Annotated in this window: 17 protein-coding genes; 8 read left to right on the top strand and 9 right to left on the bottom strand. The window is 67.4% G+C overall.

Annotation, left to right across the window (positions count from 1 at the left end):
* Positions 1 to 267: 267 nt before the first annotated feature.
* On the bottom strand, positions 268 to 756 hold the full coding sequence (locus LDO13_RS15880; RefSeq protein WP_224047638.1) for an ATP-binding protein: 489 nt from the start codon (positions 754 to 756) through the stop codon (positions 268 to 270).
* Between the two features lie 70 nt (positions 757 to 826).
* Positions 827 to 2,077: an MFS transporter gene (locus LDO13_RS15875; protein ID WP_224047637.1), complete on the bottom strand. Its 1,251-nt coding sequence runs from the start codon at positions 2,075 to 2,077 to the stop codon at positions 827 to 829.
* Positions 2,078 to 2,151: 74 nt separating this feature from the next.
* On the opposite strand from LDO13_RS15875, the gene LDO13_RS15870 reads away from it, so the two are divergent.
* Complete coding sequence (locus LDO13_RS15870; RefSeq protein ID WP_224047636.1) at positions 2,152 to 2,694, top strand: winged helix-turn-helix domain-containing protein; 543 nt, start codon at positions 2,152 to 2,154, stop codon at positions 2,692 to 2,694.
* Between the two features lie 4 nt (positions 2,695 to 2,698).
* Here LDO13_RS15870 and LDO13_RS15865 read toward each other — a convergent pair whose 3' ends face one another.
* Positions 2,699 to 3,331 carry a DUF998 domain-containing protein gene (locus LDO13_RS15865; RefSeq protein WP_224047635.1) on the bottom strand — a complete coding sequence of 211 codons (633 nt, stop codon included), beginning with the start codon at positions 3,329 to 3,331 and terminating at the stop codon, positions 2,699 to 2,701.
* 109 nt (positions 3,332 to 3,440) lie between these two features.
* On the opposite strand from LDO13_RS15865, the gene LDO13_RS15860 reads away from it, so the two are divergent.
* The 5 genes from LDO13_RS15860 to LDO13_RS15840 all read left to right on the top strand — a co-directional run bounded on the left by LDO13_RS15860 (position 3,441) and on the right by LDO13_RS15840 (position 7,412).
* Positions 3,441 to 3,929: a toxin-antitoxin system HicB family antitoxin gene (locus LDO13_RS15860; protein WP_224047634.1), complete on the top strand. Its 489-nt coding sequence runs from the start codon at positions 3,441 to 3,443 to the stop codon at positions 3,927 to 3,929.
* A gap of 90 nt (positions 3,930 to 4,019) precedes the next feature.
* Positions 4,020 to 4,865, top strand: a complete 846-nt coding sequence (locus tag LDO13_RS15855; protein WP_224047633.1) for a DUF4097 family beta strand repeat-containing protein — start codon at positions 4,020 to 4,022, stop codon at positions 4,863 to 4,865.
* A gap of 32 nt (positions 4,866 to 4,897) precedes the next feature.
* Entirely contained in the window at positions 4,898 to 5,842 is a 945-nt protein-coding gene (locus LDO13_RS15850) for an ATP-binding cassette domain-containing protein (protein WP_224047632.1), read from the top strand.
* Positions 5,839 to 6,675, top strand: a complete 837-nt coding sequence (locus LDO13_RS15845; RefSeq protein ID WP_224047631.1) for an ABC transporter permease — start codon at positions 5,839 to 5,841, stop codon at positions 6,673 to 6,675. Before LDO13_RS15850 ends, LDO13_RS15845 begins: the two co-directional genes overlap by 4 nt.
* 68 nt (positions 6,676 to 6,743) lie before the next feature.
* Positions 6,744 to 7,412, top strand: coding sequence for a DNA alkylation repair protein (locus LDO13_RS15840; protein WP_224047630.1), 669 nt, complete (start codon positions 6,744 to 6,746; stop codon positions 7,410 to 7,412).
* 70 nt (positions 7,413 to 7,482) lie between these two features.
* Here the strand turns inward: LDO13_RS15840 and LDO13_RS15835 are convergent, their stop codons facing one another.
* From LDO13_RS15835 to LDO13_RS15820, 4 genes are all read right to left on the bottom strand, one after another.
* Entirely contained in the window at positions 7,483 to 7,854 is a 372-nt protein-coding gene (locus LDO13_RS15835; protein WP_224047629.1) for a VOC family protein, read from the bottom strand.
* Positions 7,855 to 8,098: 244 nt separating this feature from the next.
* Positions 8,099 to 9,127, bottom strand: a complete 1,029-nt coding sequence (locus tag LDO13_RS15830; protein WP_224049812.1) for an NAD(P)-dependent alcohol dehydrogenase — start codon at positions 9,125 to 9,127, stop codon at positions 8,099 to 8,101.
* Between the two features lie 108 nt (positions 9,128 to 9,235).
* Positions 9,236 to 10,333, bottom strand: a complete 1,098-nt coding sequence (locus LDO13_RS15825) for an NAD(P)-dependent alcohol dehydrogenase (protein WP_224047628.1) — start codon at positions 10,331 to 10,333, stop codon at positions 9,236 to 9,238.
* 190 nt (positions 10,334 to 10,523) lie between these two features.
* Complete coding sequence (locus tag LDO13_RS15820; protein WP_224047627.1) at positions 10,524 to 11,390, bottom strand: alpha/beta hydrolase; 867 nt, start codon at positions 11,388 to 11,390, stop codon at positions 10,524 to 10,526.
* 360 nt (positions 11,391 to 11,750) lie between these two features.
* Between LDO13_RS15820 and LDO13_RS15815 the strand changes: the two genes are divergently transcribed.
* Complete coding sequence (locus LDO13_RS15815; protein ID WP_224047626.1) at positions 11,751 to 12,680, top strand: NADP-dependent oxidoreductase; 930 nt, start codon at positions 11,751 to 11,753, stop codon at positions 12,678 to 12,680.
* A 22-nt stretch (positions 12,681 to 12,702) separates the two neighbouring features.
* Here LDO13_RS15815 and LDO13_RS15810 read toward each other — a convergent pair whose 3' ends face one another.
* Both LDO13_RS15810 and LDO13_RS15805 read right to left on the bottom strand, forming a co-directional pair.
* On the bottom strand, positions 12,703 to 13,287 hold the full coding sequence (locus LDO13_RS15810) for a histidine phosphatase family protein (RefSeq protein WP_224047625.1): 585 nt from the start codon (positions 13,285 to 13,287) through the stop codon (positions 12,703 to 12,705).
* A 119-nt stretch (positions 13,288 to 13,406) separates the two neighbouring features.
* The gene (locus LDO13_RS15805) at positions 13,407 to 13,790 is read right to left on the bottom strand and encodes a VOC family protein (protein ID WP_224047624.1); all 384 of its coding nucleotides are present in this window, start codon (positions 13,788 to 13,790) and stop codon (positions 13,407 to 13,409) included.
* A gap of 134 nt (positions 13,791 to 13,924) precedes the next feature.
* Here LDO13_RS15805 and LDO13_RS15800 point away from each other — a divergent pair, with 134 nt between their 5' ends.
* Positions 13,925 to 14,704, top strand: a complete 780-nt coding sequence (locus tag LDO13_RS15800; RefSeq protein WP_224047623.1) for a phosphatase PAP2 family protein — start codon at positions 13,925 to 13,927, stop codon at positions 14,702 to 14,704.

The raw sequence follows: 14,704 nt of genomic DNA, 5'->3' as shown, positions 1-14,704 counted from the left end.
CCGGACCGGGAGAGGCCTGTTTCGACGGCGCCTGGCGCCGTAGGCTATGGGCATCCACCACACCGAGGAGGCACTCATGCGCACGGCACCACCCACAAGTGCAGGCCGATCAGGTCCGGCACCCGCCGGAGCTAAGTCGGGGCGGACGGCTTCAGGGAAAGCCTGGCTGATTGCCGGTGCGGTAGCCGTCGCGGTGACCGCGGCATTCGCGGCCTGGCACCTTTTTCGGCCTGCCGATGAGGAGCCGATGTTGTCCGTGAACCAGCGCTAGTCCAAGGGCAGTGCTACCGTCACACACGTTCCTGCGGCGGCGGACGAATCGATGGTCACCTCTCCACCAGCAAGGCCTACGGTCATGCGCATGAGCCGCAGTCCCATGCCGCTGTGCCGGCCAACCATGGCTGCCGGCACGTCGAAACCACCGCCGTCATCGGTCACTTTGAGCTGAACGCCGTGGCTCATGCCGTGGGTGACACAACCGAGCCGGACCGTCACGGCTGACGCCTGAGCGAATTTATAGACATTGCTCAGGAGCTCCTGCGCCGCCCGGTAGAGAAGGGTTGCGGAGTGTCGATCCACTTCCATGCCGTGGTGCGGAGCCTCCAGATGTACCACGGTGCCGCGTTTTCGGAGGGGAAGGGCCAGACGGTCAATTGCGCCGGCCAGCCCAAGAGCATGGAGATCAACCGGGTGTGTATCGGTGAGGACGCCACGGACGGCGACGACATCATCGCTGAGTAGCGATTTCATGTTCATACTGTGCGCTTTTGACGTTGGATTTTCCTGTGACGCGCCGAGGGGGACCAGCCGGAAGGTCCGGCGCAACTTAAGATTCGACGTCGGCCGCGGAAATCGCCTTGTCCGTGAGGATGGGCATCAGCCCGAGCAGCGCGAGGGTCAGCAGTCCCATGATGCCGAACATGACCTGCAGTCCCAGCCATTGGGCGAGCAGGCCGCCCGCTGCCGCACCGAGCGGCATGGTGCCCCAGGCCAGCAGGCGGTAGGCGCTGTTGACCCGGCCCAGCAGGCGGTTGGGGGCAATGCGCTGGCGCAGGGACACGGTGATGACGTTCCAAAGGACAATCAGCAGGCCGCCCACAAAGAAGAGCGGGCCAAGGACGTAGGGGTTGTTCGTCAGGGCCGGCGCACCTACGAACAGTGCGCCCCCGCAGATCGTGAGGGCCAGGGACTTGGACCGGCCCAGCCTGGCTTCCACCCGCTCCGCGAGGAATGAGCCAATGAAGGCGCCGAGCGCGGAGGTCGTCAGGAGCAGGCCGAACCCCACTTCGGACAGTTTCATCTCCGAGGCCGGGCCCACGGCAAACAGCACGAAGACCGCGAATGCCGCGTTGGATGCGAAATTGAACACCCCGGTCATCACGGCGAGCGTGCGGAGGATCTTCTGGTTCCAGAGGAACCGCAGACCCTCACCTATGTCGAACCGCAGGGTCGTCTTCACCTCCCGCTCTGTGCGAAAAGTCCCGGGGACCAGGAACAGCGCACCGACGGCCGCCAGCCACAGTGCCGCCGGCGCGGCAAAGCCTGCGACGACGCCGAGTGCCACCAGCAGCCCGCCCAGCGGGGGCCCAACGAACTGGTTTGCGGTGAGCTCGACGGCATAGAGCCGGCCGTTGGCGCGCGACAGCTGATCCCTGTGCACCATCTGGGGCAGGATCGACTGGGCGGAGGTGTCGTAGAGCGTTTCAGCCACACCCACCATCAATGCGACAACGTACAAGGCCCAGATGGAGCCTAGGTCCAGCAGGATCCCGGCTACCAGCAGCGCGGGCAACATCGCGCGGCCGAGGTTGGCCCAGAGCATAAGCTTGCGCCGGTCCAGCCGGTCGGCCAGCGCCCCGGCGGTGAGGGCGAAGAGAAGCCACGGAAGGGTCGCTGCGACACTCAGCCCGGCGATCAGCGTGGGTGACTGCGTGAACTGGATGGCCAGCAGCGGCAGCGCGATCTTGAAGACGCCGTCCGCAAGGTTGGACAGCCCGGACGAGGTCCACAGCTTCCAGTAGGACGCACCCAGGGGCGCACCACTCTGTTCTTTCACCTGCGCGGTGGAACTAGTCATAGGTGAACCATTCCCTACTGATTGAGAAAATTCAAGGTGGTTGAAGTTTCTACATCAGATCGTAGAATGGATACATGACGGACGCAGGGGCGACGGGCGCGAACGAGAAAAAACCCGCCGCCAGCGCCAGGGAGATCAAGGCGCTGGCCCATCCGCTGCGCCTGAGGATCCTCCGCCTGTGCGGGCTCCATGAACTGACCAACAAACAACTCGCCGACCGGCTGGGCCAGGACCCGGGGACGGTGCTCTATCACGTGCGGCAATTGCTCTCGGCCGGATTCCTTGAACCCGCCGACGTCCGCACCGGAGAGAGCGGCGCACTGGAGAAGCCGTACCGTTCCACTGGGCGGTCCTGGAACCTGGACACGGCACTGCGCGACGCTGGTCCCGGCGGCCCGCTGGCGCCGATCGAGGCCTTCCGGGAAGAGCTCGCGGAAGCCGGGCCGGACGCGCTCACCAGCCTCTCCCGCTTCGTCCTGCATCTCTCCGGGCAGGACACCGAAGACCTCATCCGGCGCATCGGCGCCGTTCTGGACGATTACACCGGCAGCGACCGGCAGCGGTCGGACCAGCCCGCGTACGGCGGCATCTTTGTCCTTCACCGGTCGCCGGACTAGGACGTCATAGGGCCTGGATCAGTGTCAGGCCGCATGCCAGTGTGACCCAGGCCAGATAGGCCAGCATGTTGAAGCGATTGGGCCAGCCGATGCGTACTTCAGGCTTCCCGACCGAGTCCGATTGGCCGAACCGGAACGTCGCGCCCAGGAACCAGGCCAGGCCCGCCCACGGGATGATCGCCGCCCACGCGAGAATTTGCCCGGCCGGCGAATGCGTGGCCGCACCGATTCCCGCGCAGGTCGCGGCAAAGGGAAACCCCAGGATGAAGAGCGAGCCGAGGCCGGCATGGACCTTGCTGCGGCCCGTGATCTCCGGCCGCGGCGTAGTGATCGGGTCCGTGTCGACGAAGACCGCCCCGATCGGCCCAAGAGCAACCACGGGAAGTCCGACGGCCAGAAAACCGGCGGGCGGCCACAGGGCAACGCCGGAAGCTGCGACGGCGGTTCCGCCGAGGATGAATGCCATCCGCATCAGCACGCCGTACTTGCCCAGCGAATATTCACTGAGCATCCGCCAGGAGGGGTCGAATTCCGGCTCGAGTTTGTGCAGCGCGACAACGAGGAGAATGGAAACCGCGACAGCCCCCAACGAGTAACAGGCGGCAAGCGCCGCAAGGGTCTGCGAATCTGCCGTCATGCCTCGATTATCGGCCCCGACGCCGGAAATTGCCGCAGGTCGCGCGCGTCCACCGCGTCTGACACCACTATGCCTTGACGTGACACCACTGTGGTGTCACTATGGTGGCATGGAACTCGGACAGTACGTCACCGACCTGCAACGCCAGCTAGTGGATGCCGCGGAGAACGGCTCGGAGGAAACCCGTGCCGCCGCCGAGCGGCTCGCCGCGGGACTGGACGCCGCCACGCGGCTCGTTTTGCTCGATGTCCTGTCGGCCGCGGCCGGCGAGATCACCCGGGACCTCGCGCCCGGCTCGGTGGACCTGCGGCTGCGAGGACGCGACGTCGAGTTCGTCGTCACCCAGCCGAACACCGATCCTGACAACGACGATCGTCCCGCCGCACCCCTCGACCTCGACGACGCGAGCACCTCCCGCACCACACTCCGCCTGCCCGACGCCCTCAAGGCACGGGTGGACGAGGCTGCCGCGGCAGACGGACTGTCCGTCAACACCTGGCTGGTCCGCGCGGTTGCCACCGCCCTCCAACCCAAGCAGCGACGGTCCGCGCAGCGCACTCTGCGCACCGGCGACAACTTCGCGGGCTGGGCGCGCTAACCCGCCCGCCCCAAGCACCACCAAACCAACCACAAACCCCGCCGTCCCGCGGGGCCGGACAAACACACCCACAGAAAGGCAGACTTCGGCATGCCCACTTTCAACACCCCCGCCCCCATCGACCTGGCCATCAACCTGCAGGTCGGCGCGATCGACGTCTTCGCCGGTGACCGCGCCGACACGGTCGTGACCGTCTCTCCCACCAACCCCGCCAAGGCTGTGGACCGCCGGGGCGCGGAGGAGACCACGGTCGACTTCGACGGCCAGCGGGTCACCATCAAGGGCCCGCGGCCCCGGATCAGCTGGATCGGCCCCACCGAGTCGGTCGACGTCAAGATCGAGCTGCCGGCCGGGTCAAGGCTCACCGCCGAGATCGCGGTGGGCGGCGTCCGCACCGTCGGACGCCTCGGCGCGACCCGCATTAAAAGCTCGATGGGCCGCGTGGATCTCGATACCACCGGCGACCTGTGGCTGCGTGCCTCGCACGGCAACGCGACCGTTGGTACTGCCGAGGGCGGAACCGAGATCACGGCCGACCATGGTCAGATCCGGATCGGGACGGTCACCGGCGACGCTCTCCTCAAGGCATCGCATGGCAGCGTCCTGATCGGGGAGTCCGGCGGCGACGTCGACGCGAAGCTCTCCTACGGCGACCTCGAGATCACGAAGGCGCTCGCCTCCGTCGCGGCGAAGACCGCGTACGGCAGCATCCACCTGGGTGAAGTCTCGCGCGGTTCCATCCAGGTGGAGAGCGGCTTTGGCCAGGTCACCATCGGCGTGCGGCCCGGCGTTCCCGCCTGGCTCGACCTGTCCTCGAAGGACGGGCACGTGCGCAACGAACTCGAAGGTGACCACGCGCCCGGCGCGTCGGAACAGGCCGTCGCCGTGCGTGCCCGGACCCGGGCCAGCGACATCAGCATCCAACGCGCCCGGTGACCCGGGGCATCCAGCAGAGGGGAACGAATCACATGAACACGCCAGCGATCCAAGTCCGCGGGCTGCGCAAGTCCTACGGCAAGAAAGTAGTGCTCGACGACGTCCACCTCACCGTGGACGCCGGCACCGTCACCGCGCTGCTCGGCCCGAACGGCGCCGGCAAGACGACCGCCGTGCACATCCTGTCCACGCTTGTCCGGCCAGGCGGCGGCACGGCGTTCGTGAACGGCTGCGACGTCGTCCGCGATCCGGGCGGCGTGCGCGCCGCGATCGGCCTTACGGGCCAGTTCTCCGCGGTGGACAACCTCCTCACCGGTGAGGAGAACCTCCTGCTGATGGCCCGGCTGCGACACCTCGGGGCGAAGCGCTCAAAGGCCCGGGTGGCCGAGCTGCTGGAGCAGTTCGACCTCACCGACGCCGCCCGCAAGCCGCTCGCCACCTACTCGGGCGGGATGCGGCGCCGCCTCGACCTCGCGATGACCCTCGTCTCGGCGCCCAGTGTCATCTTCCTCGACGAGCCCACCACGGGCCTGGACCCGCGCGGCCGCCACACCATGTGGGACATCGTGCGCAGCCTCGTCGCGGACGGCACCACCGTGCTGCTCACCACCCAGTACCTCGACGAAGCCGACGAGCTCGCGGACCGCATCGCCGTGCTCGATGGCGGCCGCATCGTCGCCGAGGGGACGCCGGACGAACTCAAGCGCCTGGTGCCCGGAGGCCACATCCGGCTCCGGTTCGCGGATGCCGCGGCGCTCGACACAGCCTCCCGCCTGCTTGAGGAGTCTTCCCGCGACGACGCCGGGCTCTCACTCACCGTGCCGAGCCAGGGCGGGGTGGGTGCGCTGCGCACTGTCCTGGACCGCCTCGATACGGCCGACCTCGAGGTGGACGACCTCAGCATCCACACCCCGGACCTCGATGACGTGTTCTTCGCGCTCACCGGCCGGACCGACACGAAGGGAACCGAGTCATGACCACCATCACCGCCCAGCGCCGGACGGCCGCGGGCGCCGGCCGACAGTCGCACGTCCTCGCCGACTCGATCACCATGCTGAGCCGCAACCTGCTGCACATGGTCCGCTATCCGGGCCTGTCAGTGTTCACCATCGTGGGCCCGGTGGTGCTCCTATTGTTCTTCGTGTTCGTGTTCGGCGGCACGCTCGGGGCCGGCCTGCCCGGCGCGGATCCGGCCGGCGGGCGGGAGGCGTACGTCGCCTACGTGATGCCGGGCATCCTGCTGCTGACCATCGCCGGCAGCGCAGGAGGCACCTCGACGACGGTCGCGATGGACATGGCCGAAGGCATCACGGCGCGGTTCCGCACCATGGCGATCTCGCGGGCGGCGGTGCTCGCCGGGCACGTGCTCGGCAACACCATCCAGGCGATGATCGCCGTCGTGCTGGTGCTCGGCGTCGGAATGCTGATCGGTTTCCGCCCGACGGCCGGACCGGTCGACTGGATTGCGGCAGCCGGTCTGCTTGTCCTCATCGCGTTCGCGATCAGCTGGCTGGGGGTGGCCATGGGCATGCAGGCGAGGTCGGTGGAGACCGCGAGCAATCTGCCCCTCCTGCTGACCTTCCTGCCCTTCCTCAGCAGCGGCTTCGTGCCCACCGGGTCGATGCCGGAGTGGATGCAGTGGTTCGCGCAGTACCAGCCGTTCACACCATTCATCGAGGCCATCCGCGGGCTGCTGCTCGGCACCCCGCTCGGCTGGAGCCCGGTGCTCGCGGTTGGGTGGTGCGTGGTGATTGCGGCCGCCGGGTACGCCTGGTCGATGGCGCTCTACGAGCGGAAGTCAGTGCGCTGAGTACGGTGCCATAGGCTGTCTACAGTGCCGGGCCGGAGGTCCAACACGTGAATGACCGGAAGGATCCCATGTCCCAGACGACAGTCTCCGAGCTGATGGCCGAGCTGGCCGCCCTTGAGAACCCGAAGATGCGCGCGGTCAACGAGAAGCACGGCGATGACCACGGCGTGAATCTCTCCAAGCTGCGCGCCATCGCCAAACGCCTGAAGACGCAGCAGGACCTCGCCCGCGTTCTCTGGGCGACGGATGACACCCCCGCACGCCTCCTCGCGCTGCTGATCTGCCGGCCCAAGGAGTTCGGACGCGACGAGCTGGATGCCATGCTGCGCGAGTCACGGGCGCCCAAGGTGCACGACTGGCTGGTGGGCTATGTGGTCAAGAAGAGCCCGCACGCGGAGGAGTTGCGGGTGGCCTGGACCGCGGATCCCGGCCCCGTGGTGGCCAGCGCCGGATGGGCGCTGACCAGTGAACGGGTGGTGAAGCAGCCCGAGGGGCTTGACCTGCCGGGGCTGCTCGACACCATCGAGGCGCAGATGAAGGACGCTCCGGACCGGCTGCAATGGGCGATGAACACGTGCCTGGCCCAGATCGGAATCCAGCACCCCGGGCACCGTGCCCGGGCGATCGACATCGGCGAACGGCTCGAGGTCCTCAAGGACTACCCAACCCCGCCGAACTGCACCTCCCCGTTCGCGCCGGCCTGGATCAGCGAAATGGTGCGACGGCAGGGCGCCTGACGCAGGCTCGACGTGGAAGCGGACGACGGCGGGAGGTCCCGCCGTCGTCCGCTCTGCTTGAGACTGCGTGCTATCCGCCGGCGGGCTGGAACAACTCGACAACGTTTCCGGACGGGTCTTCCAGCAGAATCTGCTGCCCGCCGGGACCGGTGACAATGTCGTTCCGGAAGGTGACGCCGGCGGCCCGCAGCCGCTCCACCTCGGCGGCGATGTCGCTCACGATGAGGTGGATCCGGTTCCAACCTCCGGGCGCCGGCACCGTGCCGTCCGGCATGGGCCGGCCTGCGGAGCTGCCCGGCCCGCTCAGGAGGAGCCGCAGCCGGCCGCGCGTGACGTCTGCAAACGCCGGAGCCGCGCCCATCCTGAGGGTGAAACCGAGGTGTTTTGTATAGAAGTCGACCGCCGCCTCGACGTCGTCCACCATGTAGCGGACGCTGACCAACTACGTAAGGTCGTTGGGCATTTTCTGGCTCCTTTCCAACCGTTTGGGGGAGTGCTCGGTGGCTTCACTGGATCCGCGTGTGCAGTTCGTCTGCTGTTGAACCACATGCCGCGCAGCCGTTTTGATTGTCTACCGCTGCGGCCTCCGGATCCAGCCCTTTTGGTGGGCCGCGGCCGGCGTTAGGATGCCGTTTTACCTTCCCCCCACGGCTACGCGGAAGACCACGCCTTCGTCCGCGGCTGTCCTAGGCGGATGCCGTCCGTTCCGGCAGGAGGACGATCTTGCCGAAGGGCGCGCCGGCTTCGAGGTGCCGGAGCGCGTCCTGCACCTGGCCGGTGGCGTACGTGGAGTCGATCACCGGGGCAATCCGGTGCTGTGCGATGAAGCGGGTCATTTCCTCGAACATCTCGCGGGAGCCGGTTTCAATGCCGTGGATGGTGACGTTTTTGGCGACGAACTCGTAGGTGTTGATGCGTGCGGCGGTCCCGGCGAGGAGGCCGATGAAGCTGATGGTTCCACCGATCCTGACCGCTTTGAGGGAGTGGTTGAGGTTCTCGCCGCCGATCGTCTCGATGACGTGGTCAACACCGTCTCCGGACGTGAATGCCAGTACCTGGGCGGCGAGGTCCGGCGAGTCGGCGTAGTTGACGGTGTGGCGGGCGCCGAGTGCCCGTGCCTTGGCGAGTTTCTCCTCGCTGCTGGACGTGATGATGGGGATTCCGCCGATCGCGACGGTGAACTGCAAGGCAAACAGGGCCACGCTGCCGGTGCCGTGGATCAGGACGGTGTCGCCAGGTTGCACGCGGCTTCGCCTCGCGACGGCGTGCCAGGCGGTGGTCGCCGCGACGGGCAGGGTGGCCGCGTGGATATCGCTGATCTCCGGGGGGATTTCCACGGCCTCATCCTGATGGACCGTGATGTATTCCGCGAGCATGCCGCGGTTGCGCGGTCCGCCCGTCGGGTCCACGTAGGTCTCCCGGTTCAGCTGCCCGGTGTGCCACTTGGGCAGGAAGATTGGGGCGACGCGGCTGCCCACGCCGAACCGGGTGACGCCGTCCCCGGTTTCCACGGCGGTGCCGGCAGCGTCGGAGAGCGGCACGACGGCGGCCGGGGGCTTCCAGCCGTCCCTGCCGTTGATGACCATCAGGTCCCGGTAGTTCAGGGAGAGCGCATTGATCCGGACCAGAATTTCCTCGGGGCCCGGGGTGGGCCGCGGCACCCGGACGGGCGACAGCTTGGCGATTCCGTCGCCGCCGGTGGTCCAGGCGGTCATGAGTTCCACGGTGGGTCCTTTCTGGTTTGTCCGCGGGAGAGCGGCTGCCAGTACGGTATCCGCCGGCCCGGCGCCGGCGATAGTCCCTGCTCGGGTTGCTCATGAGTACTATGCCGGGGTTTGCTTCAGAACGTTCAGCGGTTCGGGGGATCCGCTTGTGATCTGAACGATGACGTTCCCCTTCTTGCGGCCGGTGTCGACAAAGCGGTGGGCCTGCACTATCTCGGTAAGCGGGTAGGTCCGGTCGATGACGGCCTTGTAGTGGCCGCTTTCCGCGAGGCGGACGAGGGCGGCCAGGTCTTCCGCAGTGTAGTTAAGCCTGAGATCGCCGGCGGTAACGAGCGTTCCGCTTCTGCGGCCGTTGCCGGGTGCCTGCAGCATCCCTTTGAGGTCGGCGACGACCAGAAGCAGGGCCCCGCCCGGTTTCAGGGAGCCGGCGACCCGGCTGAAGGGGGCATTGCCCACGCAGTCCATGATCACGTCGTAGCGCTGTCCCCGTGCGGTGAAGTCCTCGGCGGTGTAGTCGATCACATGGTCCGCGCCGAGGGAGGCCACCAGCCCGCTGTTTCCGCCGCTGCAGACGGCCGTCACCTGGGCGCCGAGGTGTTTGGCGAGCTGCACCGCTGCCGTGCCCACTGCGCCGGAGGCTCCGTTGATCAGGACAGTGTCGCCTGGCTCGACGTCGGCCAGCGCCAGGAAGCGCTGGGCCGGAAGCCCGCCGAAAACAAGCGTGACGGCCTCCGCGAAATTCATGGTGCGCGGTTTGGCTGTGATGGGCCCGTCCTGCCGGACCGCCACATACTCCGCATGGCCGCCGAAGTTTGACCCCAGCATGGCCACCACCTCGTCCCCGACCTTGAACTTGCTCACGTCCGAACCCGTGGCCTCCACCACGCCGGCAACGTCCATCCCCAGAATCCTGCGCCGCGGCCTGAAGACGCCGAGCGCCAGGGCGGTAGGGACCTGCAGTCCGGCCGGAACGGTGCGGCTGCGGGCCCGGCGGTCGGCCGCGCTGAGCGTGCTGGCGTGAACCCTGATGAGGACCTCGTCCGGACGCGGCGAGGGCCGGGGGACCTCCTCGAGCCGGACCACCTCGGGACCGCCAAACCGCCGGTAGGCGGCTGCCCTCATCGTGGCGCCCGGGTGCGTGCCGGCGTCGTCGGTGCCGCGCGGCTTGTGGTCGCTGCCTGTCTGGATCACATTCATGTGGGGCTCCTCCACCTTCTAGGTGTACGGCGTACACCTGTTTGAATAAGACTAGAGTGTACGGCGTACACCCGTCAATGGGCGGGGCGGAATCAATCGGGGCGGGCACGGAAAAGCCCGCGTCCCCGGAGGGAGGCGGGCTTTCGGGTGTCCTGGGCCGGGCGGACTTTCGGGCCGTGCCGGCCGGCAGTCAGGAATAGCGCTCGATGTGCTCCATCACCAGTTCCGCCGCCGCGTCCGGTGCGTGTTCGGGAATCCAGTGGCTGATCCCGCGGAGCACCTCGAACCGGTAGGGGCCGCTGACGAAGCGTTCCGTCGCGCGGGCGCCGTACTCGCCAAGCGCCCAATCGGCGTCGGACCAGATGTGCAGGGTGGGCACCTGGGTGGGCGGGGTCCTGGCGGCGCCCTGCAGCGACTGCGCCGAGTACCAGTTCAGTGCACGCCGGAGTTCCGGGCCGGTGCCGACCCGGCTGAGGACATGGTCGACGTCGACGCCCGTGCCGTCGCCAAACAGTGCCCTGAGGTTCGACGCGCCATTCGCCAGCAGGATGTCTTCGTGGCCGGGGCGGGCGAAGTCGGCCATGTAGGCGGACCTGGCCTGCTGGTCGGCGTCGGTGGTGAGCGCCTCCGCGAACGCGGCGGGGTGCGGCACCGAGAGTGCGCTCAGCGTGCGGACCCGCTGCGGGTAGTGGCTGGCAATCTGCCAGGCCACGGCCGCTCCCCAGTCATGGCCCACCAGGTGCGCCGAGGCAATGCCGAGGGCGTCGAGCAGGCCGGTCACGTCCTTGACCAGGTGGTGTCCCGCATACTCGTCGACCGGCGCCGGACTGGCCTGCGCCGAGTAGCCCCGCTGGTCAACGGCAATCGTCCGGTAGCCCGCATGTGCCAGAACCCGGATGACATGGCGCCAGGACCACGACGTCTGCGGGAAACCGTGCAGCAGGAGGACGGGCGGTCCGTCCGGAGGCCCTGCGGTGGTGACGTCGAAAACAAGGCTCCCCACTGGGACTTTCGCTACTTCGGGCTGCGTGCCGGCATCCTGGTCAGCGGCCGGCATGCGTTGGCTCCTCCGTCTCGCTCCTGCGATGGGCGTTGAGGGAGTGCGTGACTGCCAGCCGTACGACGACGTACAGCAACAAGAGAACCAGCCCTATCTGTCCAAGAGTCCAGACAATACCCACCAGTAGGCCAACGTCCACAGTTATTTCCCCCAATTTGCCGGCTGCCACGTATTCCACGTGACGCTAACACAGTGCTCCCGCAAGTAGGTGTGACTTGGCGCAAGACCATCCCGCAGCGCCAGCCGGAACCCGGCACCAGCGTAGGACGGCCGATTCTCACCACATCGCCACGGTGAGATGCCGCACCCGCCCTGCGGTGGAGGAATAGTGGCCGGAAAGCGGCTGTTCAGCCCGGTATGAAGGCAATAACTTACAGCGCATACGGAAACCCCGACGTCCTTGAACTGACAGAGCAGCCGATGCCGAAGGTCGGGCCGGGGATGGTCCTGGTCAAAGTCAAAGCGGCAGCGGTGAACCCGGTCGACTGGAAGATCATGGCCGGCTATTTGGACCCGGCCATGGACCTGCAGTTCCCCGCGATTCCCGGGTGGGATGTGGCCGGCGTCGTCGAATCGGTTGGAATTGACGCGCCGCACTTCCAGCCCGGCGACGAGGTCATTTCCTACGGCCGCAAAGACTATGTCCACGGCGGCAGCTTCGCCGAGTACATTGCCCTGCCGGAGCGGCTGCTTGCCCGCAAGCCGGCATCCCTGGGGTGGAACGAGTCCGCCGGTCTTCCCCTGGTGGGCCTGACGGCTTATCAAGTCCTTAACCGTTTGGGCCTCAAGGCGGGCGAAACCGTGCTGATCCATGGCGGCGCCGGCGGCGTGGGGTCCCTGGGCATCCAGATCGCCGCGACCCGGGGCGCCAAGGTCATCGCGACCGCCTCAGAAAAGAACCACGACTTCCTGCGGTCGCTCGGTGCCGAGCCCGTCAGCTACGGCGAAGGACTTGCCGGCCAGGTGCGCGCCCTGCGGCCCGACGGCGTCGACGTGGTGGCGGACTTCGTGGGCGGGAATCTTGAGTCCACGCTGGCTGTCCTGGCCGACGGCGGCCGCCACGCCTCCATCGCGGACAGCGACGTGGAAGAGCATGGCGGCACCTGGATGTGGGTGAACCCTGTCGGTGCCGAGCTGCAGGAGCTCGCCGATCTGGTCGACGAGCACAAAATCCGGGTTGAAATTGCCCGGACTTTCCCGTTGCGGGAAGCAGCAGACGCCTTCCGGCTCAACATGGAAGGGCACACACGCGGGAAGATTGCCGTCACGGTCGACGACGTCGAGTGATGCAGCGCGGCGGAAAGAAGCCTTAGGCAGGAAGGCCGGCGACGACCCGCTCGCCGTTGAAGTATTCGAGCTGCCAGCCGTCGACGGGATGGTGGTGGGCCAGGTTGAGTGCGGCGTTGTCGATGCTTTGCAGGGGCCGGCCGATGGCGCGGCTGAGGCTCACGCGGATCAGGGAACCGTGGGCGACCACCAGGACACGGCGGCCACCGAACTCCCCGGCGAGGGCTTCCAGCGCAGCCACCCCGCGGCTGGCGGCATCCTGCTCGCTTTCCGCGCCACGGAATCCGTCAGGTGTGCGCAGCGCGTCCAATTCGGGGCTGGCCTGCAGGCCCTCGGCGGGGCCGAAGCCTCGTTCGGTGAGTTCTGGGACTCGGCGGGCGGCGCCGAGTCCCAGCCCTGCGGCGATCAAGTCGGCGGTCTCCGCGGCGCGGCTCAGCGGCGAGGACACGATGGTGTCCCACTCGTAGCCGGACAGGACGGCGACGGCGTCACGCGCCTGGCCGCGGCCGACGTCGTTCAGTGGGATGTCGGTGGACCCCTGCAGCCGGCGCTGAGCGTTCCAGTCCGTCTGGCCATGGCGGACAAGGGCAAACGTCGTAAGGGTCATGCGTTCCATTCTGCCCTGAATCGTGGAGTGGAGGCCGGGCGCCAGTACATCGCGATACCGGCCTACCCTTAATCTCAGGGTCCCGGCCGGGCATGCGGAAGATCCCGGCCAGTCGCCTTTTACTTGCGCATGGCGGCCGGAGGCGTTGCACCCTGGATGACCCAGCGGTTGCCGTCCGGGTCAGCGAAGTAGGCAAACTTCACCCCGCCCATGTCCTGGACCTCACTGATATCGGCGCCCCGGGCCAGGAGTTCGGCTCGAGTCGCACCGATGTCGGGCACAACGAGCTGCAGCCCTTCGAGGCTGCCCGGTGCCATGCTTGTCATTCCGGTTCCTATGACGACCGAAGCGGCCGAACCCGGCGGGGTCAGCTGCACCACCCTCATTCCGGGGATGTACTCAACATCGTGGTCAAGGACAAAGCCCAGCTTCTCGGTATAGAACGACTTGGACCGGTCGACATCCGCGACGGGTACCTGCACAACTTCGAGGCGCATCTCCATGCGCCTCACAGTACCGCTGCACGGCCAGGATTGCTGCTGGATGGCCCCGGCACTTCTTAAGCCGTTCTTAAAGCCCGCACTGGAGAGTGGAAGCAGGCGCCCGACAGCGCCCCTGCCCCGATCCATAGGACTCCATGCCTGGACCAGCCCCTGCTGACCGCACGACAGCACCCCGGAATCCCGCCACACATCTGGCCGCCAGCCCGCAGCTCTGGGCTCTCCCGCAGGTCCGCCATTGGCCGCTGTGGGGCACGCTGCTGGCTGCGGCCGTCCTCGCGCTCGGCCTGACGGCGCAGCTGTTGCCCGGCGGCAGCGCGGCCGAGCTGGTTGTCGACCAGGATCTCAGCCAGCACCACGCCGCATTGCTGACCGGCGTGGCAATGGTCCTGAACGTGGTGTTCGGCCCGGCGGCCGGCGTTGTCCTGGTGGCCGCCGTCGCGCTTTATCTCTGGGTGGTCCGGCGCTCCCCGGTGAAGGCCGTCGCATTCGGCCTCGTCGCCTGCTCCGGCTGGGTGGCCAGTGAGTTCTTCAAACTCATCATCGCGCGCCAGCGGCCCGACCCCGCTCTACTGTTCGATCCGCTGGCGCCCGAAACCGGCTCCAACAGCTTCCCCAGTGGTCACGTATCCTTTGCGGTCGCGCTGGGATTTGCGCTGTACTTCCTGGCCCGCGGCACGCGCTGGGCCAAGGCCACTGCAACTGCCGCCGTGGTGGTGGCCCTGGTGGTGGCATGGTCGCGGCTGTATATCGGAGTCCACTACCCCACCGATGTGGCAGCCTCCTTCCTCGCGGCGAGTGCGGCAGTGCTGCTGCTCGGAGGCCTGTGGAACCGGTTCGCTCCGCGCATCATGGACCGACTCCCGGCTGCAGCCTCGCCCCGAACAACCGGTTCAACCGGTTCCACCCGATCTTAA

Origin of the sequence: Arthrobacter sp. NicSoilB4, assembly GCF_019977335.1 — a bacterium.
In the GTDB taxonomy this organism is placed as follows: Bacteria; Actinomycetota; Actinomycetes; order Actinomycetales; family Micrococcaceae; genus Arthrobacter.
Note: the sequence above shows the minus strand (reverse complement) of the source record. Positions and strands in the feature narration are given on the sequence as shown.

Excerpts from the sequence above, each read along its gene's own strand:
- LDO13_RS15880 (WP_224047638.1), bottom strand. The coding sequence starts at position 756 with ATGAACATGAAATCGCTACTCAGCGATGATGTCGTCGCCGTCCGTGGC.
- LDO13_RS15875 (WP_224047637.1), bottom strand. The coding sequence starts at position 2,077 with ATGACTAGTTCCACCGCGCAGGTGAAAGAACAGAGTGGTGCGCCCCTG.
- LDO13_RS15870 (WP_224047636.1), top strand. The coding sequence starts at position 2,152 with ATGACGGACGCAGGGGCGACGGGCGCGAACGAGAAAAAACCCGCCGCC.
- LDO13_RS15865 (WP_224047635.1), bottom strand. The coding sequence starts at position 3,331 with ATGACGGCAGATTCGCAGACCCTTGCGGCGCTTGCCGCCTGTTACTCG.
- LDO13_RS15860 (WP_224047634.1), top strand. The coding sequence starts at position 3,441 with ATGGAACTCGGACAGTACGTCACCGACCTGCAACGCCAGCTAGTGGAT.
- LDO13_RS15855 (WP_224047633.1), top strand. The coding sequence starts at position 4,020 with ATGCCCACTTTCAACACCCCCGCCCCCATCGACCTGGCCATCAACCTG.
- LDO13_RS15850 (WP_224047632.1), top strand. The coding sequence starts at position 4,898 with ATGAACACGCCAGCGATCCAAGTCCGCGGGCTGCGCAAGTCCTACGGC.
- LDO13_RS15845 (WP_224047631.1), top strand. The coding sequence starts at position 5,839 with ATGACCACCATCACCGCCCAGCGCCGGACGGCCGCGGGCGCCGGCCGA.
- LDO13_RS15840 (WP_224047630.1), top strand. The coding sequence starts at position 6,744 with ATGTCCCAGACGACAGTCTCCGAGCTGATGGCCGAGCTGGCCGCCCTT.
- LDO13_RS15830 (WP_224049812.1), bottom strand. The coding sequence starts at position 9,127 with ATGACCGCCTGGACCACCGGCGGCGACGGAATCGCCAAGCTGTCGCCC.
- LDO13_RS15825 (WP_224047628.1), bottom strand. The coding sequence starts at position 10,333 with ATGAATGTGATCCAGACAGGCAGCGACCACAAGCCGCGCGGCACCGAC.
- LDO13_RS15820 (WP_224047627.1), bottom strand. The coding sequence starts at position 11,390 with ATGCCGGCCGCTGACCAGGATGCCGGCACGCAGCCCGAAGTAGCGAAA.
- LDO13_RS15815 (WP_224047626.1), top strand. The coding sequence starts at position 11,751 with ATGAAGGCAATAACTTACAGCGCATACGGAAACCCCGACGTCCTTGAA.
- LDO13_RS15810 (WP_224047625.1), bottom strand. The coding sequence starts at position 13,287 with ATGACCCTTACGACGTTTGCCCTTGTCCGCCATGGCCAGACGGACTGG.
- LDO13_RS15805 (WP_224047624.1), bottom strand. The coding sequence starts at position 13,790 with ATGGAGATGCGCCTCGAAGTTGTGCAGGTACCCGTCGCGGATGTCGAC.
- LDO13_RS15800 (WP_224047623.1), top strand. The coding sequence starts at position 13,925 with ATGCCTGGACCAGCCCCTGCTGACCGCACGACAGCACCCCGGAATCCC.